At 65.9% G+C, this 18901-nt stretch carries 19 protein-coding genes; 9 read left to right on the forward strand and 10 right to left on the reverse strand.

Annotated elements, in window-relative coordinates:
• The first annotated feature begins 53 nt into the window (after positions 1–53).
• The 3 genes from PKE71_RS05575 (at position 54) to PKE71_RS05585 (ending at position 1717) form a co-directional block, all read left to right on the forward strand.
• Positions 54–305, forward strand: coding sequence for a type II toxin-antitoxin system ParD family antitoxin (locus tag PKE71_RS05575; RefSeq protein ID WP_271185977.1), 252 nt, complete (start codon positions 54–56; stop codon positions 303–305).
• Complete coding sequence (locus PKE71_RS05580; protein WP_271185978.1) at positions 295–600, forward strand: type II toxin-antitoxin system RelE/ParE family toxin; 306 nt, start codon at positions 295–297, stop codon at positions 598–600. Before PKE71_RS05575 ends, PKE71_RS05580 begins: the two co-directional genes overlap by 11 nt.
• Before the next feature lie 154 nt (positions 601–754).
• Positions 755–1717 carry an NAD(P)H-dependent flavin oxidoreductase gene (locus PKE71_RS05585; protein ID WP_271185979.1) on the forward strand — a complete coding sequence of 321 codons (963 nt, stop codon included), beginning with the start codon at positions 755–757 and terminating at the stop codon, positions 1715–1717.
• A 41-nt stretch (positions 1718–1758) separates the two neighbouring features.
• Here PKE71_RS05585 and PKE71_RS05590 read toward each other — a convergent pair whose 3' ends face one another.
• The 6 genes from PKE71_RS05590 to ald all read right to left on the reverse strand — a co-directional run bounded on the left by PKE71_RS05590 (position 1759) and on the right by ald (position 5728).
• A complete protein-coding gene (locus PKE71_RS05590) occupies positions 1759–1986 on the reverse strand; it encodes a hypothetical protein (protein WP_271185980.1) in 228 nt (75 codons plus the stop codon).
• 32 nt (positions 1987–2018) lie between these two features.
• Positions 2019–2423 carry an SRPBCC family protein gene (locus PKE71_RS05595; RefSeq protein WP_271185981.1) on the reverse strand — a complete coding sequence of 135 codons (405 nt, stop codon included), beginning with the start codon at positions 2421–2423 and terminating at the stop codon, positions 2019–2021.
• On the reverse strand, positions 2420–2743 hold the full coding sequence (locus PKE71_RS05600; RefSeq protein ID WP_271185982.1) for an ArsR/SmtB family transcription factor: 324 nt from the start codon (positions 2741–2743) through the stop codon (positions 2420–2422). The genes PKE71_RS05595 and PKE71_RS05600 overlap by 4 nt, the downstream gene beginning before the upstream one ends.
• A gap of 127 nt (positions 2744–2870) precedes the next feature.
• The gene (locus PKE71_RS05605; protein WP_271185983.1) at positions 2871–3536 is read right to left on the reverse strand and encodes an HAD hydrolase-like protein; all 666 of its coding nucleotides are present in this window, start codon (positions 3534–3536) and stop codon (positions 2871–2873) included.
• A 170-nt stretch (positions 3537–3706) separates the two neighbouring features.
• Positions 3707–4489 carry a prolipoprotein diacylglyceryl transferase gene (locus PKE71_RS05610; protein WP_271185984.1) on the reverse strand — a complete coding sequence of 261 codons (783 nt, stop codon included), beginning with the start codon at positions 4487–4489 and terminating at the stop codon, positions 3707–3709.
• Between the two features lie 120 nt (positions 4490–4609).
• The gene (gene ald, locus PKE71_RS05615; RefSeq protein WP_271185985.1) at positions 4610–5728 is read right to left on the reverse strand and encodes an alanine dehydrogenase; all 1119 of its coding nucleotides are present in this window, start codon (positions 5726–5728) and stop codon (positions 4610–4612) included.
• A 205-nt stretch (positions 5729–5933) separates the two neighbouring features.
• Here ald and PKE71_RS05620 point away from each other — a divergent pair, with 205 nt between their 5' ends.
• Complete coding sequence (locus tag PKE71_RS05620) at positions 5934–6419, forward strand: Lrp/AsnC family transcriptional regulator (protein ID WP_271185986.1); 486 nt, start codon at positions 5934–5936, stop codon at positions 6417–6419.
• On the opposite strand, the gene PKE71_RS05625 is transcribed toward PKE71_RS05620, so the two are convergent.
• Positions 6416–6988 carry a hypothetical protein gene (locus tag PKE71_RS05625; RefSeq protein WP_271185987.1) on the reverse strand — a complete coding sequence of 191 codons (573 nt, stop codon included), beginning with the start codon at positions 6986–6988 and terminating at the stop codon, positions 6416–6418. The two genes, PKE71_RS05620 and PKE71_RS05625, sit on opposite strands and share 4 nt — an antisense overlap.
• Positions 6989–7016: 28 nt before the next feature.
• Positions 7017–10505 carry an ankyrin repeat domain-containing protein gene (locus PKE71_RS05630; protein WP_271185988.1) on the reverse strand — a complete coding sequence of 1163 codons (3489 nt, stop codon included), beginning with the start codon at positions 10503–10505 and terminating at the stop codon, positions 7017–7019.
• Between the two features lie 130 nt (positions 10506–10635).
• Here PKE71_RS05630 and queF point away from each other — a divergent pair, with 130 nt between their 5' ends.
• A complete protein-coding gene (queF, locus tag PKE71_RS05635; protein ID WP_271185989.1) occupies positions 10636–11097 on the forward strand; it encodes a preQ(1) synthase in 462 nt (153 codons plus the stop codon).
• Positions 11098–11103: 6 nt separating this feature from the next.
• Here queF and PKE71_RS05640 read toward each other — a convergent pair whose 3' ends face one another.
• Both PKE71_RS05640 and PKE71_RS05645 read right to left on the reverse strand, forming a co-directional pair.
• Positions 11104–12270 carry an OprO/OprP family phosphate-selective porin gene (locus tag PKE71_RS05640; RefSeq protein WP_271185990.1) on the reverse strand — a complete coding sequence of 389 codons (1167 nt, stop codon included), beginning with the start codon at positions 12268–12270 and terminating at the stop codon, positions 11104–11106.
• A 237-nt stretch (positions 12271–12507) separates the two neighbouring features.
• Positions 12508–13134 (reverse strand): nitroreductase family protein, encoded by a 627-nt coding sequence (locus PKE71_RS05645; protein ID WP_271185991.1) that lies wholly within the window; start codon positions 13132–13134, stop codon positions 12508–12510.
• A gap of 114 nt (positions 13135–13248) precedes the next feature.
• Between PKE71_RS05645 and PKE71_RS05650 the strand changes: the two genes are divergently transcribed.
• The 4 genes from PKE71_RS05650 (at position 13249) to PKE71_RS05665 (ending at position 18894) form a co-directional block, all read left to right on the forward strand.
• Positions 13249–13902: a TetR/AcrR family transcriptional regulator gene (locus PKE71_RS05650; RefSeq protein WP_271185992.1), complete on the forward strand. Its 654-nt coding sequence runs from the start codon at positions 13249–13251 to the stop codon at positions 13900–13902.
• Positions 13903–14002: 100 nt separating this feature from the next.
• Positions 14003–15136 carry an efflux RND transporter periplasmic adaptor subunit gene (locus PKE71_RS05655; RefSeq protein ID WP_271185993.1) on the forward strand — a complete coding sequence of 378 codons (1134 nt, stop codon included), beginning with the start codon at positions 14003–14005 and terminating at the stop codon, positions 15134–15136.
• Positions 15133–18276 (forward strand): efflux RND transporter permease subunit, encoded by a 3144-nt coding sequence (locus tag PKE71_RS05660; RefSeq protein WP_271185994.1) that lies wholly within the window; start codon positions 15133–15135, stop codon positions 18274–18276. Before PKE71_RS05655 ends, PKE71_RS05660 begins: the two co-directional genes overlap by 4 nt.
• A gap of 27 nt (positions 18277–18303) precedes the next feature.
• On the forward strand, positions 18304–18894 hold the full coding sequence (locus tag PKE71_RS05665; protein WP_271185995.1) for an NUDIX domain-containing protein: 591 nt from the start codon (positions 18304–18306) through the stop codon (positions 18892–18894).
• Positions 18895–18901: the final 7 nt, after the last annotated feature.

Below are 18901 nucleotides of genomic sequence, written 5' to 3' on the forward strand. Positions count from 1 at the left end.
AGTGGATTTCTTCCGGTACCAATTTTTGGTACAATGGGACGAGGAGATCCCGGATGGCCAAGAATACCAGTTTTGCCGTCGGCGAGCATTTCGCCGAATTCATCCATGAGCAGGTCGAAAGCGGCCGCTATGCATCCGCCAGCGAGGTGGTGCGCGCCGGCCTGCGCCTGCTGCAGGTAGAAGAGGAGAAAATCCGGGCACTGCGGGCAGCCATTGATGAGGGACTGGCGAGTGGCCGCGCCGAGCCCTTCGATTTTGACGAGTTTCTGGAACGCAAGAGCCGGGAATTCCGGGATGGCGGCTAAGCCGCATCTCACCAGGGCTGCAAGGGACGATCTGGACTCGATCTGGCGTTTTTCGGCTCGAAACTGGAGTGTCCGGCAGGCCAACGCCTATACCCGCACCATACAGGAGGCCATCGCGCGGCTTTCTCTGTTTCCGCAGTCCGGCCAGCTCTTTGGCGACTGGCGTCCCGGCATTCGCATTCTGCAATCCGGGGATCACCTGATCGTATACCGTCTGGCAGACGACAGGATAGAAATCGTCCGCATTCTCCACGGCCATATGGATGTCGAGGGCCTGTTCGGCCCGCAGCGCTAGCAGCCGCAAATTGCCGTGGACGTCACTTCATCGCCGGCTCGACATCCCATACCCCTCCCTCTAACGTCGCCCTGAACACTGTTTACGCATGCGCCGCCGGAAAGAGCGGGCATGCGCTTGGTCGATGAATTCCAAACGACAAGGGGAAGAACCCATGGCCGAACCCGAAGCCCTGAAGGGCAAGCTCCGCCTGCCCGTGATCGGCGCGCCGCTCTTCATCATTTCCAATCCGGATCTCGTCCTGGCCCAGTGCAAGGCCGGCATTGTCGGCTCTTTCCCGGCGCTCAATGCACGCCCCGTCAGCCAGCTGGACGAATGGCTCGACCGGATCACTTCGGAGCTGGACAGCTATAACCGCGCCAATCCGGACAAGCCGGCCGCGCCCTTTGCCGTGAACCAGATCGTGCACCGCTCCAACGCCCGTCTCGAAGAGGACATGGCGCTGTGCGAGAAATACAAGGTGCCGGTCGTCATCACCTCGCTGGGGGCCCGCGAGGATGTGAACACGGCGGTGAAGTCCTGGGGCGGCATCACGCTGCACGATGTGATCAACCAGCGCTTTGCCCACAAGGCGATCGAGAAGGGCGCGACCGGCCTGATCTGCGTCTCGGCGGGTGCTGGCGGCCATGCCGGCTCGCTCTCGCCCTTCGGCTTCGTGGCGGAAACGCGGGAATGGTTCGACGGGCCGATCCTGTGCTCCGGCTCGATCGGCACGGGCGGCGGCGTCCTGGCGGCCCAGGCCATGGGCGCCGACTACGCCTATATCGGCTCGGCCTTCATCGCGACCGAGGAAGCCCGCGCCGACGAGGCCTACAAGCAGGGCATTGTCGAGGGCTCGGCCGAGGACATCGTCTACACCAACCTCTTCACCGGCGTGCACGGCAATTATCTGCGCAAGTCGATCGTCGATGCCGGACTGGATCCGGACAATCTGCCCGAGAGCGATCCGTCGAAAATGGACTTCGGCTCCGGCGGCGGCTCCAAGGCCAAGGCCTGGAAGGATATCTGGGGTTCCGGCCAGGGCATCGGCGCGGTCAAGGCTGTCCGCCCCGCCGCAGAGTTCATCGCCCAGCTCGCGGAGGAATACGAGGCCGCCAGGGCCCGCCTCTGCCGCTAGGTCCGGATGCAGTGGCGGGCAGGACGCTGCCCGCCACAATTTTATTCAGCCGCCGGGCCGCGCCGGCCACCCAGATAGGGCAGGGCGAAGAGGTAGAGGCCGGAAATCATCAGCAGGATCAGCGGCACCAGTGTCGTCAGGCCGACGGCCAGCGCCAGGCCTTCACCGCCCAGCCCGGTGATGTTGATGACGATATTCGCCAGCACCAGTGCGGTGAAGGCGATCGACAGCCAGCGATGGCTCTTGCGAATGAACAGGCTGAATTTCATGGTGTTTCCTTCATCGCGGTCCGAGGGACAGGTCAGTCGATACGCGCCAGCACGGCTTCCATCGCATCGAGGAAGCGCGGCCAGCCGGCCGTCGCGCCCATCAGGTAGCGCGGCTGGTCTTCCGGGAAGCCGGTCTGTTCCATGCGCAGGCGCGTACCGGATGATGTCGGCTCCAGCGTCCAGGTGACGACACTGTCCAGCGCGCCGGATGTCCAGGTGTAGGACAGCGTCGTGTGCGGCTCGATCTCGCGCACGACGCATTCCACCGTGCCCCAGTCGAAGGCGAGCTCGAAACGGTGGTCCGGCACGGGCCTGAAATCATTCTTCATCAGCCATTCCTCGATCAGGTGAGGCTGGGTCAGGGCGCGCCAGATCTTTTCCGGGGCATGGGGAAATTCCCGTTCCACAACGACGGAGCGGGGCTGGGTGTCGGTCATTGGTCCATCCTGTTGAGCAGGTCATCGAGATCGTCGAAGCGGGCTTGCCAGAAGCCGGTCATCTGCCGCGTCCAGTCGGTCAGCGGGGCGAGGGCATCCAGCCGGGCGCTGTAATGGGTCTGCCGCCCCGCCTGCCGGTCACGCACCAGGCCGGCCTGTTTGAGCACGCGCAGATGCTTGGACACGGCGGGCTGGGACACGCCGGCCTGCGCCGTCAGAGCAGTGACAGTCAGGTCTCCGTCGCGGCACAGGCGTTCAAACAGGGCCCGGCGCGTCGGATCGGCAAGGGTGCGGAAAAGCAGGTCATGCGCTTCGGGCATTTAACGTATATCCCACGGGTTATGATTTAATCCATAACTGGAGGGCTATGAGTTCGTCAAGGACGGGGTATGAAGGAGGAGGCGGCTTGCTACGTTGGCGGACCGCGAACCCGGTGAACGCCCGCGATCAGGCCTGCTGGGCCTGCCGTGCAGAGCGGGCGTCGTCCAGTGAGTGCGCGGCAATATCGGCGGGGCGCTCGAACATCACATCCGGCGACTGGGCGTCGAGAATGCCTTGCGTGGCGAAGCCCCAATTGACCGCTCCGGCAACGCATCCGGTCTCGCGGGCGGCATCGATATCGCGGACTTCGTCGCCGACGCTGAGCGTGCGGTCGGGCGTGGTGCCGGCCTTGCGGATCACCTTGCGGAAGATGGAGGCCTTGCCGAACAGCGCCGCGCCGCAGGCGAACAGGTCGATCTTTTCGCACAGGGCCTCGCCCAGTACCGCGCGTACGGCGGTCTCGCCATTCGAGCTGACAACGGCCAGTTTCACGCCGGCGTCCGACAATTGCCGGATCAGCGTGTCGATACCCTCGAACAGGTGGATACAATCCACATTCTCGGCGGCACGGGAGCGGACGTCATTGGCGAGGAAGGGGATCTTCCAGGAGGGAATGCCCAGCTCGTTCATGATCGCCTTTGGCGGCATATCGCGCAGGGCCTCGGCCCGGGCATCGTCGATCGGCGGCAGGCCGTGCTTGTCGACAACGTCGCCCAGCACGGTGCGGAACCAGGTCAGGCTGTCGGCCAGGGTCCCGTCGAAATCGAAGATGATCAGGTCGTAGCGCGCCAACGTGTCCCGGTCCGGTTATTCGCTCCTGGCAGCCAGGCTGCCACAATCACAACAGGGTTTTCTGATTCTTGTGACGGTTGCACGTTGTAACCGCGAACCGGCGTGCAAAAAACCGAACGGCGCGCGAACCGGTTCGTCCGCGCGCCGCTGGCACCACCCGTCTGCCCGGGTCAGCCCTCGTTGTCCGGGCTTTCTTCACCGTCTTCAGCGGCGCTTTCATCATCATCCGGAGCCGGCTCGACGCAGACTTCAAGACTGCTGAGCAGGCTGGCCTCGATCGGCAGGAGGCGCGTTTCCTCGCCTTCAAGGCCGATCCCGATCCGGCCCTCGCGCGGCAGGCCCTGCAGCGTGTCTTCGCTCGCCGGGATCCGCATTTCGATCCATCCCGCACGACCCTCGACGGGGGCAAACATGCCGGTGACGGTCCCGGCCGGCGTGATCAACGAACCGGCGCGCGTGGCGGCATTGTCCTGTGTGGCGGCGGATTCGGCGTCGGCCGTATCCGGCTCGGCCGGTTCGCCGCCTTCGGCCGCCTCCGCGTCTTCGGCAGTGTCTTCCGGCTGGGGAACGGAAATGATGAGGGCCGAACCATCGGCTGCGCAACGCAGCTCTGCGGCCGCGACCATGGCCTCCTGGCCGTACTCCATGCCGCCGGCACCTGCCGTGCTCCAGCTGCCTTCGACCAGCGGCCCGTCGAGCTGGAGATTATCGCCTTCGCCGGCCCGGACCTCCGGCTCGAATGTGTCGTCATTCGAGGCGGCGACATGGTCGAGCAGCGCCTGCATCGTGCCGTCGGGGTCGCGTCGGTCTTCCTCCTCGCGACCGGCCGGCGTGGTGCCGGGCGTGCCCGATTGCTCATTGGCCGGAGCCGGGGCCGGCTCGTCCTCGGGGGCGCCGCAGCCGGCAAGGCCGACCAGGGCGATGGCGGTGTATGTCAGGGCTTGATGTCTCATGCCCCTTCAACGGGCGTGCTGCGCCATTGGTTCCGCCGCGGCTGACCCGGAAAAGCAAAAAGGCCGCCCCGGTGCGTTCCGGGGCGGCCCTTGCGTGTGGCCGTCAGTGTGCGACGGGTCCTAGATCGAGGTGAGCCAGGACGGCTTGACGTAGGGCAGGTCGAGATCGTCGGCGACCGGCTTGTAGCAGATCTCGCCTTCTGCCGTGTTGAGGCCGCGCGCCAGGTGCGGATTGGCGTTCAGCGCTTCCTTCGGCCCCTTGTTGGCGATTTCCAGGCCCAGCGGCAGGGTGGCATTGTTCAGCGCCAGCGTGGAGGTGCGGGCATAGGCGCCCGGCATGTTGGCCACGCAGTAGTGCACGACATTGTCGATGATATAGGTCGGGTCGTCGTGCGTGGTGGCCTTCGAGGTCTCGAAACAGCCGCCCTGGTCGATGGCGATGTCGACGAGCACGGCGCCGTCCTTCATCTCTTTCAGCATGGCGCGGGTGACCAGCTTGGGTGCGGCGGCGCCGGGGATCAGCACGGCGCCGATCACGACATCGGCTTCGCGCACGGCCTGTTCCAGCGCCGCGGCGGTCGAGTAGGCGGTCTTCACGGCACCGGAGAATTGCTCGTCCAGCTCTGCCAGACGGCGGTTGGAGCGGTCGAACACGGTGACGTCGGCGCGGGCGCCGATCGCCATTTCCGCTGCATGGGTACCAGCGACACCGCCGCCGATGATCACGACCTTGGCCGGCAGCACGCCGGGCACGCCGCCCAGCATCAGGCCGCGGCCGCCCTGGGCCTTCTGCATGCAGTGTGCGGCCACCGAGACAGACATGCGGCCGGCAACCTGGCTCATCGGCGTGAGCAGGGGCAGGCGGCCGTCATTGTCGGTGACGGTCTCGTAGGCGATCGACAGGCAGCCGGCCTTGCGCAGGCCCTCGGCCTGCACCGCGTCGGCGGCGAGGTGCAGATAGGTGTAGAGCGTGTGGTGGGGCTTCAGCATCGCCGTTTCGGACGGCTGGGGCTCCTTCACCTTGACGATCAGCTCGCCCTTTTCGAACACCGCGGCGGCATCCGGCAGGATGGTCGCGCCGGCAGCTTCATACATCTCGTCGGAAAAACCGATGCCGTCGCCGGCGGTGGACTGGACGAAGACCTCGTGGCCGTGGCGGACGAATTCCGTGACGCTGTTCGGCGTCAGGCCGACACGGTATTCACGGACCTTGATTTCCTTGGGCACCCCGATACGCATGATTGTTTCCCGTTTTGCTGGATCGCGCCGGGAAAACGCCGAATTCTTCGATCCGGCGAGCCCTGCGCGAATAAAATTGACATTTGCCGCCGCGTGGTGTGAATTATCGTGCACCAAACGACATTGGTCGCGACGTATATACTGACTTTTTGCCCAAATCCAGAATGATCTGCGGGCAACGGGCGTAACTTGGGGAGGGTGTCCTGTGCGGCTCGATAGCGTAGATATCTCCATTCTGACGGAACTTCAGGACCATGGCCGCCTGACCAATGCCGAACTGGCCGAGCGCGTCGGCCTGTCTGCGTCCGCCTGCCATCGCCGGGTGAAGGCACTCGAGCAGGCCGGTGTGATCGATCGCTATGTCGCCATTCTATCGGAAAAGGCGCTGGGCCGCGGCATCACGGTTTATGTCCAGGTGACGCTGGACAATCAGAAGCGCGAGACGCTTGTCGCTTTCGAGGAAGCCGTCGAGACGGTGCCCGAAGTGATGGAATGCTATCTGATGAGCGGCGATGCCGATTATCTCGTCCGTGTTCTGGTGCGCGACGCCAACGACTATGAGCGCGTTCACCGCGAAGTGCTCTCGGGCCTGCCCGGCGTGGCGCGCCTGGTCTCCAGCTTCACCATCCGCCGCGTCTTCTCCCGCACCACCATGCCGGTGCCGGACGAGGTCGTGGTGAAGGGCGACTAACCGTTCTCCGCCAGCATGGCCTCATAGGCCTCCGCCCAGTCATACCGCACAAAGCCCGACGCGTCGGGCTCGGCCGGGGACGCCATGGCGTGGGCGATGACGGCCATGCGGTCGCGTGTGCCGCGCAGTCCGCCGCTCTCGCGTGAAAAGGCGATGTCCTCTCCGGGGCGAGTCACTGCTGCATCGAGATAGTAGATCGCCCAGCTGGCCGGCGCTGCCCGGGTCTCCATCAGCGCGAAGGCCCGATAGGCTGCGGCCCGCCAGTCTCCTCCGGCGATCAGCCCCTGCGCCTCGCGTTCGGCGGCATCTTCGGCCAGCGCGACAAGATAGGCATAGCTGTCCTGGCGGCCCCGGGCGTCGACCGGAGCCAGCGGGTCGGCGCCGGCATCCAGCGATATCCGGACCAGGTCGACCACCGAATCGAGCCCGGTGACAACCGCCACATCGAGCGCGTCGTGCAGGTCCTGGGTGGCCGGGTCGGTCTGACGGGCCAGGGCCGGGGTGGCCGACAGGGATGCTGCGGCGGCGAGGGCGATAGCAAGGCTTGCAAGTCGGTTGGAGAAGCGCATCGGAATGTCCTGGGTTTGCAGGGAAGAGTCAGGGCGTGCAGTCCATCTCGGGATTTGAAAGGCTCCCGCCGATGCGTGCGCGCAGAATGCTGCCATCTTGTACCGCCCCGATCAGGCGCCGGTCGTGAACCGGTGACGCATAATAGCGGCGGCCGCAGAGGGTAATGGGGATCTCATAGCGTAGCTCGTGGGGGCCGGGATTGTAGACACACATGGACAGGGCAAGGATTTCGCGGCTGGCGCGCCCGTCAGCGAAGTCCATGAACATTTCCTGCCGGCCGGCCAGGCCGCCGCCGCAATCCGGCAGGTCCCGTCCTTGGTGTCCGGGCGTGTTGCTGGCCTCGATGCCGTCGAACGACGGGACGTTTGGATCGCGCGAGGATTGCTGCGCGGCATAGGGCGAAGGCAGGCCGGCATCTGATGGCGTGGCATAGGGCGGCGGATTGCCGATGGCGTTCAGGGGCCGCCCCAGCCGTTCGGCATCCCGGAAGGCCTGGGCCATCGTCTGGTCGTAATTGCTGTTGGCGGCGGCAACACCCGCATTGTACTGGCTCTGTGCGGTCTGGATCTCGCCCATCGTCTGTTCCAGGGCCGGCTGCATGCGGCGGGCGAATTCGGCCCAGTCGAAACCGGGCTCGTTGCGACGCCGCTCGCGCTCGGCATAGCCGCGCGCATCGCCATAGCCCAGCCGCACGGCCAGATTCTCGTCCTGGTGAAGCCAGAAGGCGTAGTAGCCCGGCGCATAACCGGACCCGTCCGGTCCCGGCCGGGCCCCGGCATTCAGCAGGGCATCGACCATGGCGCGGTTATTGTGGATGGCGGCGTAGTGTAGCGCACTCGTGCGACCCTGCAATGTACCGCGATTCGGATTGGCTCCCGCAGCGAGGAGGCGCCTAACCACGTCCAGATTGTTGCGGGCCGCGGCAAAGACGATGGCGGAGTTTCCGCCGGGCGTCAGGGCGTCGGGATCCGCACCGGCGTTCAGGAGCCAGTCGACAGACCCGGCATGACCGCCAAACACGGCCGCATGCAGCGGGGAATAGCCATCTTCCCGTGAGACATAGTCCAGCCTGGCCCCGGAATCGCGCAAGATCTGCAGCACACCGGCATCGCCTGAAAAGGCCATGTGGTAGATGGCGAAGCCGCCGGTCGTCGTGTCCGGGCAACTGTCGCCCGAGCCAAATCCGCTGGCGCACACCGCGAGCAGTCTTGAATGCCAGGCGCGTGGCGCGCCCGCCAGACTCCGCCGGATCCCTTCACCGTCAAACTCGCGCGCTGATTGTGCAATGTCCTCCGCAATGCTGTCCAGCTTCCGGCCGGCACCGACGCGCCGCTGGGCACTGATCGTGTTGCCATCGCGATCAGTGACGGACACGGTGAGCGTGACCTCTCCGACGCCGCGCGCGACAGCTCTGAAATCGATCAATGCGGATCGGGGCGGGGCCTCCCGGCTCATCCACTCGATCAGAGGCAGATCGGGTTGCTCGATCACTTCCAGAATGCGCGGATCGCTGCTGGTGACCGAGGCCGTGGCAACTCTCTCGAAGCCGTGGGAAACCACCGCCGAAGCGGTAATGAGATCCTCCACATCGTCGAAATAATCGTCAATCCGGCTGACATCGAGCACGAGGGGCTGTTCGGGCACCAGCCCGTCCAGATAGTCGGCAATCTCCACATGTCCGTTGGCGCGGGCATAGTCGGCGGCCGTGCCGCGACTGGCGCGGATGGCCGGATCGGCGCCGGCGTCAACAAGGGCGCGGACGGCATCGAAGCGGCCCTGCATGGCGGCGACCATCAGGGGCGAATAGGGCCGCGTGCCCGGCGTCATGATCTCGTCGACCCGGGCTCCGGCGGCGACCAGCAGCGGGACGAGATCGGCAGAGCCGCGAAGGGCCGCTAGGTGTAGCGGCGCGCCCTCGGCCGTTCCGCGCGCATTCGGATCGGCGCCGGCATCGAGCAGGACGCTCACGATATCGGCTCTGCCGCCGTTTACCGCCGAGATGAGAAGCGGATAGCCGTCGGGTCCCGTCACGTTGACCGCATGCCCCTCTGCAATCAGGCGGCGGACCAGTCCCGGCATGCCGGACATCACGGCGCGGCGGATCATTGTGTCGCCCTCGGCCGAACTGAAATGCGAGCGGTAGCCTGCGTCCAGGACTGCGAAAGCTCCCGCTTCATTACCTTCCCCGACAGGGACAATGATCGGTTCCGGCGTGCCGGGCGGCACGTCCGGCCGGACATCGCCTCCGCCATCGCGCAGGGCGGCAATGGCCGGGGCAAGCGACGGGTCCCGGCCGAGATAGAAGCCCGCCGCATACATGAACGGCATGGCGGGCGGCAGGTCCACCGTCTGATTGGGATCGAAGCCGGCGGCGAGCGCTTCGCGGATCGCGGCGACATCATTTTCGAAGACGGCATCGAGGACAGTATCGGCGTCGGGCGCTGCAGTGTCGGCGGCGGCGAGCAGGGCGAGGGCGGCATCAATCGCGCGGGCTTCTTCCAGCGCGTCCTCGCAGGCATCCTCGAATTGCGCCATGGCATCGTCGAGCAGGCGGTCGGCCTGCTGGGTGAAGCCCTGCATGATGCGCGGCTCGACGACCTCGATCATGTAGCGGGCGGCAAACACGCGTTGGTATTCCGCCTCCGCATAGGCCGAACGGGCGATGGTCAGGTGGTCGCCGGCATTGGGATTGTAGAGCACGCCCAGCGCGTCCACCGTGTCTTCCGGATCGTTCCAGAAGGCATTCAGCCGGGCTTCGATGCCGGCGCGGCCCTCGCGCTGGTAAAGCTCGGCCCATTCGATTGCCGACAGGGCGTGGCGTTCGCGCGCATAGCCGACATAGGCCTGCCACCAGTAGTCCTCATAGCGCGACCAGGCATCCGTGGCGAAGGTGTTGATCGAATACTCCAGCAGGCCCGCCATCCCCATCATCGGACCCATATTGCCGCCCCAGTATCCGGACAGGCGCGAGCGGGCGAGCGACATGGCAGCCTGGATCGCCAGCACCTTGGACTGGCGGTCGCCGGTCCGCACGGCATTGGTCGAGTGGTAGAGGATATTCACCCCGTCGATCATCTGGCTGGCCGTGCCCAGGGCCGGTCCCAGCCGCGACATGACGCTGACCCCGTCTTCCAGCGAAGCGAGCACCCGGTTGAGACGGCCGACGGTGAAGCTGCGGCCGGCCAGGGCGGCGCTGCGCTCGGCAGCCGACATCGCCAGGGCCCGCTCGATCGCTGTGCGGGAGGTGGCAAGGCCGCCGGAAAAGTCGGTCGCGGCCTGGGCATTGGCGAGATTGGCGATAGTGGGCGTGACATTGCCCCAGAGCTGCACCAGGGCGTTCGTGCGGAAGCGATCACGCTCGGCCTCGGTGGCCAGACCCAGATACTGTTCGGCGGAATAGAAGAGTTCGCCCGACTGGCAGGTCAATTCCTGTGCCGCTGCTGGCGTGCTGGCCAGCAGGCTGAAGGCCGCAAGGCCTGCTGCCAGCCGCACTGGCCCGGATCCGAAAGCCGGCATTGTATCTCCCCGTCAGCAGGGTCTCCCCCTCGCAGCGGCAGAATTCGACGCAACCGCCAATCCGTCAATTCGTACAATCGTACCAGCGCGACCGCTTGCCAGCCTGCGTGCGAGCGACTAATTCCGCGCCATGACCGATCAGCGCTACGACAATCTGGGTCAGCTGGGCGCAACGACGCCGCTGCCCGACAATCCGGACACGGCCGTTCTCGAACGCGTCGCCAATCCGTGCGACGCGCCCTACATGACGCGTTTCGTGTGCCCGGAATTCACCTCGCTGTGCCCGGTGACCGGCGCGCCCGATTTTGCGCATCTGGTGATCGACTATGTGCCGCGCGACTGGATCGTCGAATCCAAGTCGCTGAAGCTCTATCTGGGCAGTTTCCGCAATCACGGCGCCTTCCACGAAGCCTGCACGACCGGCATCGGCCAGCGCCTGGTGAAGGAGCTGGAGCCGGTCTGGCTGCGCATCGGCGGCTACTGGTATCCGCGCGGCGGTATCCCGATCGACGTCTTCTTCGCCACGGGCGAGCCGCCCGAGGGCGTATGGATTCCCGATCAGGACGTGCCGGGCTATCGCGGCCGCGGCTAGCGCACGCTACCAGTCCAACTGCAGGCGCAGTTGCAGGGCATCGCTGGTTTCGGTGAAGGCCGGGGCGTCCAGCTCGGCGGCGACATAGTTCGCCGTGACGCGGACATGGTCCAGCGGATACCAGTTCATGCCCAGCGTCGTGGCGCGCATTTCGCCGAGACTGGCGTCGCCCATGTCCGTCACGTCATAGCGCGCCGCCACTTCGAACGCGCCATAGCCGCCCTCGTTGACATCGCGTGCCGGCGTGGTGCGACCGAACACGCCCTTTGCGGCCTTGTAGGCGCGGGTTTCGCCGGTGATGAACCAGCCGGCCTGGATATAGACACCGCCGAAGTCCGGATTGCCGGGCGGGCCGTCGAGCGACAGGCGGGCATATTCGGCCTGGACGTGGAAGGGGCCACGGACAAGGGCCGCCTCGATGCCGGTGAAATCCGAGGAGATCGCCCGGCCCGGTGCGGCGTCGCTGCGGTAGTCCGCAGCGGCGAAGCGGTTGGACAGGTGCGCCTGGGGATAGCTGCGGATGCGTGTGCCCTGGCGGGCATAGTCGAGCTGACGCCAGGATGCCCCGACATGCACGCGCGTACCCGCGTGCTCACCGGACCAGGTCAGCCGGGCCGCCAGCGCGCTGGTGTCGTCGGCCTCGGCGAAGCGGAAATTATCGTCCATCCGCCCGCCGAAAATACCGGCCGATGCCACCACACCATGACCGTGCCACGTGTAGGACAGGCCGATGCGCCGATCGAGGTGGAAGAGATCGGTCGCCAGACCGCGCTCCATGAAAGTTGTGAAACGGCCGGACGTGAGCTCGTCCAGCGAGTTCATTGTCTTGAAATGCCCGGCGCGGAAGTCGCCGACTGGCGAGGCATAGGACAGGTAGACGTCGTTGGCTGCCGTATTGTCACTGGCGAAGTCGAACTCGGCGACAAGTTTGAAATCGCCATGCCGGGCCTCGATGCCCATGCGGGCGGTCCGGAACTCGCTTGTGTCCGACGGGGCGCCTGTGGTCGGGCTGGACCAGTCGACATCGGCGAAGTCGAGCATCACCCGGCCGCGCAGCTTGATCGACGTTGCGCCATCCTCGCTCTGCCAGCGGGGAACCGGCATTTGGGCGTCCGCCGCCGATGCGAGCGCTGCAACGCTTGCGAAGAGGGCAATGTCGATGAGTAAACGCATGTCCTTCGACGCTCCGGCCAGTTGGAGGATTCGTTGAAGAACGAATATTCGGAAAAAAACGAATTATATAGCCCCGTTTATCACGAAGCCGCCGCTATTGATGCGGTAACTCACAAAAGCTTGGTGCTGAAGCTGGTCCCGATCCGCGCGCGACCACAGTCGTTACGCCGGCCACGAACGTTCCGAGTCACGAAAGGTCAAAGACTGTGTAGAGCGGAGAGTGGGCAGGTAGGACGATCAGGCCTTCCAGCGCCCGGTCTGAGGCTTCGGGCGCACCCGCTCGACCGGTTCGTCCGGTGCGGAACCGACATAGACAAAGCCCGCAATGCGTTCCCCCGATCGCAGGCCCAGCGCGTCCTTCACGAACGGGTCGTAGGCATACCATTCGGTCAGCCACTGGGCGCCGAACCCCATCGCCGAGGCCGCGATCAGCATGTTCTGGCAGGCCGCGCCCGCCGACAGGATCTGCTCCCATTCGGGGATCTTGTGATTCTCCACGACGTGGGAGATCACCGCGATCACCAGCGGGGCACGGGTGAAGCGACTGGCCTCGGCATCGATCTGGTCGGGCGTGGCATTGGGATTGGCCGCGGCGAAGATTTTCGCCAGCACCTGGCCGAAATTGGCGCGTCCGTCGCCTTCGAACACGATGAATCGCCAGGGGGCCAGCTTTCCGTGATCCGGTACGCGCGCTGCAATACCGATCAACTGCTCGACCTGCTCCGGCGACGGGCCCGGCTCGGTGAGGGCTATGGCTGTCGTCGAGCGCCGGCGGGTCAGCAGGGTCAGCGTTTCGGCATTGGCGTGGCTGGAGGCAAGGCGCTCGCCGGGGGCGGGAAATTCGGGCAAAGCGGGCTTCGTCATGACGGCATCCTCGCGGGTGGCGGTGTGTGCGTGTTTTGACCGGAACGGTCTGTCGTCGCTATACCTGTAGCGGGGACAGGGTTTTGTCTACAGGGACGGGGGAGTGGTAAAGGCATGTCTGCAGATTTCGCCGAGAACGAGGATCACAGCGAGGATACGCCCGCCGACCGTCGGCGCCGCAAGGTGCGTGATGCCATTATCGATGCGGCCGAAGCGATCTTCACCTCGGAAGGCGAAGAGGGCATTTCCATGCGCCGCCTTGCCGAGGCGATCGATTACAGCCCGGCGGCGATCTACAAGTATTTCGCATCCAAGGACGAGCTGTTCGTCGCCATCCGCGAGATGTTCTTCCAGCGGCTCATGGACCGGATCAACGAAGCGATGGACGAGGGGGGGAAGGTTGCCCCGCTGTGCGCGCGCTGCATGCGGGCCTATATCGAGACCGGTATGGAAGAGCCCAATCACTACATGATGGCCTTCTCGCCCTCCACCAGCGCCAAACCCCATATGCACGAGGAAAAAGAGGTCGGCTTCCAGGCCGAGTCGGCCCTCGTGAGCATGATCCAGCAGGGTCAGGACGAGGGGGTGTTTCGCAAGGTGGACCCGCGGGTTGCCTCAAAGAGCGTGTGGGCGAGCCTGCACGGTCTGACCATGCTGATAGTCTGTATCGAGGACTTTCCCAATGGCATGCCGGGCTCGGAACATGTTTCACGTGATGACGTGATCGATCTGCATACCGACCTGATCATGCGCGGCCTCATGAATTGACGTATTCGCGCTATGCGTAAAAAAATTTAACGTCGTTCACTTTTCAAACGATGTTTTTTGACCTACATCTCGCTGCGACTTTGCCAGCGAGGGTAGTCCCGTGTCTCTTTACAAACGCCCCCTGAGTGCCGGAACGGCCGTGATCCTGTCCGCCGTCGCGATCGCGGTGCTTGTCTTTGGCGTGTCGACCCTGCGGGCCGATGCCAATGCCGTTGCGGCGCTGCCCGCCCCGCTGCCCGTGTCCGCGATCGAGGCGCGCTATGACGGCGAGGCGCGCATCGAGGAATTCTACCCCGGTCTGGTTTCGGCCCGCCGCCAAAGTGCACTTGGCTTTGAGCGCGGCGGCCGTATCGATGCGATCGGCGTGGATGTCGGCGACCGGGTAGCGGCCGGCCAGGTTCTGGCCCGCCTTGATGCGCGCGCGCTCGACGCCCAGATCGCCGCTGCCGACGCGCAGACCGCCGAAACGGCGGCCCAGACCGCACTGGCCGTCGAGACCGAGGACCGCCAGGGCCAGTTGCTCGAGCGCGGCCACATCTCGCAGCAGCGCTATGACGAGGTCCGCACCTCGACGCGGGCAGCGCTTGCCCGCCAGAATGCCGCCGCCGCCCAGGCCGATGCCCTGCGCGTGCAGCGCGACCTGTCGGTCGTCACGGCGCCCTTCGATGGCGTGGTGACGGCTCGTCATGCGGACGAGGGCGCCATCGCCCAGCCCGGCCAGCCCCTGCTGGAAATCGTCGAGGCCGATGCCCTGGAAATCCGGGTGGGCCTGCCGCAGCGCATTGCCGCCGGACTTCAGCCGGGTGCCTCGCATCGCTTCGTGATCGATGGAGCGCCCGTCGATGCCGTTTTCCGCTCGTCCACCGGCGTGGTCGACCGGCAGACCCGCACCGTGACGGCGTTGTTTGACTTGCCTGCTAACGCGTCTGCAGCCGCCGGCCAGGTCGTCCGCCTCGCGGTCGCAACACCGATCGGCACGGACGGATTCTGGGTGCCGACCTCCGCGCTTGCAGAAGGCCGCCGCGGTCTCTGGTCGGTCTACGTCCTGACCCCGGAGACCGGCGATGCCTACACGCTGCAGTCCCGGTCCGTGGAAACGGTCCGCGTCGAGGCGGGGCGTGTCTTCGTGCGCGGCGCCGTCGAGGACGGCGAACTCCTCCTCGCCGCCGGCATCCAGCGCATCACGCCCGGCCAGCGCGTCGCGCCGGCCCTTGTCGAGGCCCGCGCGCAATGAGCACGCTTTTCTTCCGCTATTCGCGGCTGACCGCACTGGCCGTCATTCTGCTGGTCGCGGCGGGCCTGGGCGCCCTGATGTCGCTGGGCCGACAGGAAGACCCGTCGCTGACCGAGCGTTTCGGCACGGTGGTCACGGTCTTCCCAGGCGCTTCTGCCGAGCGCGTCGAGGCGCTGGTCACCGAACCGCTGGAAGATGCCATCCATGAACTCGCCGAGATCGGCGAGACCAGTTCCGACTCGCGCTCCGGCATTTCCGTCATCACGCTGGAAGTGCGCGAAGACCTCGGCCCGGCCGATGTCGACCAGGCCTGGACGCTGATCCGCGAGCAGGTGGAAAGTGTGCGGTCGCAATTGCCGGCCGGTGCCGGTGCGCCCGATGTCGAGCGCCGCTATACCGGCGCGGCAACCCTGGTGGTTGCGCTGAGCTGGGACGGGCAGGGCGAGGAAAATCTCGCCATCCTGTCGCGCCTTGCCGACGATCTGGAAGCGCGGCTGCGCAATCTCCCGGGCACCGAAGAGACCGAAGTCCACGGTGCTGTCGAAGAGGAAATCCGGGTCCTGGCCGATCCGGAAACCCTGGCTGCGCTGGGCCTGACCGTCGCCGACCTGGCGCGCCTGACCGCCAGCGCCGACGCCAAGGCACCGGCCGGCGAGCTGCGCTCCGACACGGTCGACCTCAATGTCGAGATCGCGGGCGAGTTCGACAGTCTCGACCGCATTCGCGCCATCGCCCTCGCCGAAGGCCCGAATGGCGAGTTCATCCGCGTCGGCGATGTCGCCGATGTCGAAAAGGGCGCGCGCACGCCGGCCGCCTCGATGGGCTTCACCAACGGCCGGCGCGCCGTTTTCGTCACGGCGTTCCTGCAACCGGAATTGCGGGTCGACCAGTGGTCCGAGGCCGCCGACGCCGTCGTCGCCGACTTTGCCGCCTCCGTGCCCGGCATCCGGGTCGAGACGATTTTCCGCCAGGGCGATTATGTCGACGACCGGCTGCACGGGCTCGCCGGCGACCTGATGATGTCGGCGCTGATCGTGTTCGGTGTCCTGTTCGTGATGATGGGCTGGCGCGCGGCGCTGATCGTCGGCTCGGCCCTGCCGCTGACCGTGCTGGCCGTTCTCCTGCTTACGCGGATCTATGACGAGCCTTTGCACCAGATGTCGGTGACGGGCCTGGTCGTCGCGCTCGGCCTGCTGATCGACAATGCGATTGTCGTTGTCGACGAATACCGGCTGTTCCGGTCCCGCGGCGAGGCGCCGCTGGGGGCGCTGGACCATGCCGTGCGCCATCTGTTTGCGCCGCTCGCCGCTTCCACCCTGACCACGATCTTCGCCTTTGCCCCGATCGCCCTGATGCCCGGTGCGGCCGGCGAGTTCATTTCGATGATCGGCATTTCGGTGATCTTTGCTGTCGGAGCGTCCTTCATCCTGGCCATGACCGTGGTCGGCGCGTTTGCCGCCTGGTTCGACGATCCGGGACTGGCCGGCGCACCGCGCCGCTTCTGGCGGCACGGGCTGGGCGCGGGGCCGTTCGGCGGGCTCTATCGCAACATGCTCGACGCGATCACGGCGCGTCCCTGGACCGGTCTGGTCGCCGGACTGATCCTGCCCGTCGCCGGCTTCGTGGCGGTCTCTACCCTGCCGATGCAATTCTTCCCGCCGACCGATCGCGACATGTTCCAGCTCGAACTGGAACTGCCGTCCTCGACCTCGATCGCCGAGACCCGCCGCCAGACCGAACGGGCGCGCGAGATCATCATGTCCTATGACGGCGTGGAGCGGGTCACCTGGACGATCGGCGAAAGCGGTCCGCGCACCTATTACAATGTGATGGGCAATCGCGAGGGCTCGCCCGGCTATGCCGCCGGTTTCGTCCACACCACGTCTGCCGAGGCGACGGCCCGCATCCTGCCCGAGCTGCAGCGCCGCGTGATGGCGGAGTTTCCGCAGGCCCGCTTCCTGACCCTGCCCTTCGAGCAGGGCCCCCCGATCCCGGCGCCGATCGAGCTCGTGCTCGTCGGCCCGGAACTGACCGAGCTCGATCGTCTTGGACACGAGATCCGCGGCGTTCTGAGCCAGACCCCCACGGTGACCCACACCCTGTCACGACTCGAAATGGGCGAACCTGTTGCCCGCATCATGGCGGATGAGGCTTCGGCCGAACTCGCCGGCGTTCGCCTCGCAGACCTTGCCAACCGTCTGCGCGGTGAACTGGATGGCGAGATCGGCGGCAGTGTCCTGGAAGGCATGGAGGAATTGCCCGTTCGCGTGATCGCCCAGGATGCGCGCCGGGCCAGCCTGTCTTCCGTTGCGGGTTCACCGCTGGCATCGCCGGGCGCCGACATTCTGGCGTCCCCCGTCGCGGCGCTCGGCGATGTCACTCTTGCCCCCCAGGTGGCGACCATCCATCACGAGAACGGTCACCGGGTAAACACGGTGCTCGGCTTCCTGGAACCCTTCACCCTGCCGGCCCCCGCACTGGAGCATTTCTTCGCGGCGCTGGACGAGGCCGATATCGTGCTGCCGCCCGGCTATGAGCTGCAGGTCGGCGGGGAAGCCGCCGAGCGTGGCGGCGCCATGGCCGATCTCTTCTCCACCGCGATCCCGCTGCTCGTGTTGATGATCGGATCGGTCGTGCTGGCCTTCAATTCCTTCCGCTTTGCCGGCGTTATCTTCGTCGTCGCCTTCCTGTCGGTCGGCCTGGCCATGTTCGGGGTCTGGCTGTTCGGCACGCCCCTGGGCTTCAACGCCATTGTCGGGTCGATGGGGCTGATGGGCCTGTCGATCAATGGTGCCATCGTCGTCCTGTCGGCCCTGCGCGCCGACCCGGCTTCCGTTGCGCTAGAGCCCGGCGCGGTCCAGGCGACTGTGATGGATGCCACGCGTCATATCCTCTCGACCACGCTGACAACCATCGGTGGTTTCGTGCCGCTCCTCCTGTCCGGCGACAGTTTCTGGCTGCCTTTCGCGTCGGCCATGGTCGGCGGGGTGGCGGGCTCGGCCATCCTGGCACTCGTCTTCGCGCCGGCCGCTTTCGTGAAACTCTCCCGTCTGTCGGACAAGAAACGGCGGCTTCTGGACAGTCTGCGGCGTGAGCGGAGCCGGGCGCGCGGCTTGCCAGCGCTTGCCGAACAGGCCTAGAGCCCTTGCCCGGCAAGGGAGATGAGCATGAACGGCACTCGTGGCCCATGGCAGGTCGGTGCCTCGCGCACCGTGTACGAGAACCCCTGGCTGCGTCTGACAGAGCATGACGTCACGCGGCCCGACGGTGAGCCCGGTCTTTACGGCGTGGTCGAGTTCGCCAACCTGGCCATCGCCATCCTGCCGCTGTTCGAGGACGGGACGACCGTTCTGGTCGGCCAGCATCGTTTTCCCCAGGACAGGTATAGCTGGGAAATTCCCGAAGGCGGCGGGCCGCTGGACGTGCCGCCGCTGGACAGCGCCCGGCGCGAGCTGAAAGAGGAGACCGGGCTCGAGGCCGCGAATTGGCGCGAGATCCTGCGCATGGACCTCTCGAATTCGGTCACCGACGAGGAAGCGATCGGCTATATCGCGACGGGCCTGACGCAGGGCGAGGCGGCGCCGGAAGGCACCGAAGTGCTGCAGACCCGGCGTGTCCCGTTCCGCATGGCGCTTCACGAAGCCGTGTCGGGACGCATCACGGATGCCTTGACGGTAGCGATGCTGCTGCGCGCATACTACATGGCCCGGGAGGGTGAGCTGGACGAGACGCTGGCTGCCGCCATGTTGCAGAGATAGGCGCGAG

Origin of the sequence: Maricaulis virginensis, assembly GCF_027922185.1 — a bacterium.
GTDB lineage: Bacteria > Pseudomonadota > Alphaproteobacteria > Caulobacterales > Maricaulaceae > Maricaulis > Maricaulis virginensis.

Coding starts and splice junctions, on each gene's coding strand:
- PKE71_RS05575 (WP_271185977.1), top strand. CDS start 54: ATGGCCAAGAATACCAGTTTTGCCGTCGGCGAGCATTTCGCCGAATTC.
- PKE71_RS05580 (WP_271185978.1), top strand. CDS start 295: ATGGCGGCTAAGCCGCATCTCACCAGGGCTGCAAGGGACGATCTGGAC.
- PKE71_RS05585 (WP_271185979.1), top strand. CDS start 755: ATGGCCGAACCCGAAGCCCTGAAGGGCAAGCTCCGCCTGCCCGTGATC.
- PKE71_RS05590 (WP_271185980.1), bottom strand. CDS start 1,986: ATGAAATTCAGCCTGTTCATTCGCAAGAGCCATCGCTGGCTGTCGATC.
- PKE71_RS05595 (WP_271185981.1), bottom strand. CDS start 2,423: ATGACCGACACCCAGCCCCGCTCCGTCGTTGTGGAACGGGAATTTCCC.
- PKE71_RS05600 (WP_271185982.1), bottom strand. CDS start 2,743: ATGCCCGAAGCGCATGACCTGCTTTTCCGCACCCTTGCCGATCCGACG.
- PKE71_RS05610 (WP_271185984.1), bottom strand. CDS start 4,489: ATGAGACATCAAGCCCTGACATACACCGCCATCGCCCTGGTCGGCCTT.
- ald (WP_271185985.1), bottom strand. CDS start 5,728: ATGCGTATCGGGGTGCCCAAGGAAATCAAGGTCCGTGAATACCGTGTC.
- PKE71_RS05625 (WP_271185987.1), bottom strand. CDS start 6,988: ATGCGCTTCTCCAACCGACTTGCAAGCCTTGCTATCGCCCTCGCCGCC.
- PKE71_RS05630 (WP_271185988.1), bottom strand. CDS start 10,505: ATGCCGGCTTTCGGATCCGGGCCAGTGCGGCTGGCAGCAGGCCTTGCG.
- queF (WP_271185989.1), top strand. CDS start 10,636: ATGACCGATCAGCGCTACGACAATCTGGGTCAGCTGGGCGCAACGACG.
- PKE71_RS05640 (WP_271185990.1), bottom strand. CDS start 12,270: ATGCGTTTACTCATCGACATTGCCCTCTTCGCAAGCGTTGCAGCGCTC.
- PKE71_RS05645 (WP_271185991.1), bottom strand. CDS start 13,134: ATGACGAAGCCCGCTTTGCCCGAATTTCCCGCCCCCGGCGAGCGCCTT.
- PKE71_RS05650 (WP_271185992.1), top strand. CDS start 13,249: ATGTCTGCAGATTTCGCCGAGAACGAGGATCACAGCGAGGATACGCCC.
- PKE71_RS05660 (WP_271185994.1), top strand. CDS start 15,133: ATGAGCACGCTTTTCTTCCGCTATTCGCGGCTGACCGCACTGGCCGTC.
- PKE71_RS05665 (WP_271185995.1), top strand. CDS start 18,304: ATGAACGGCACTCGTGGCCCATGGCAGGTCGGTGCCTCGCGCACCGTG.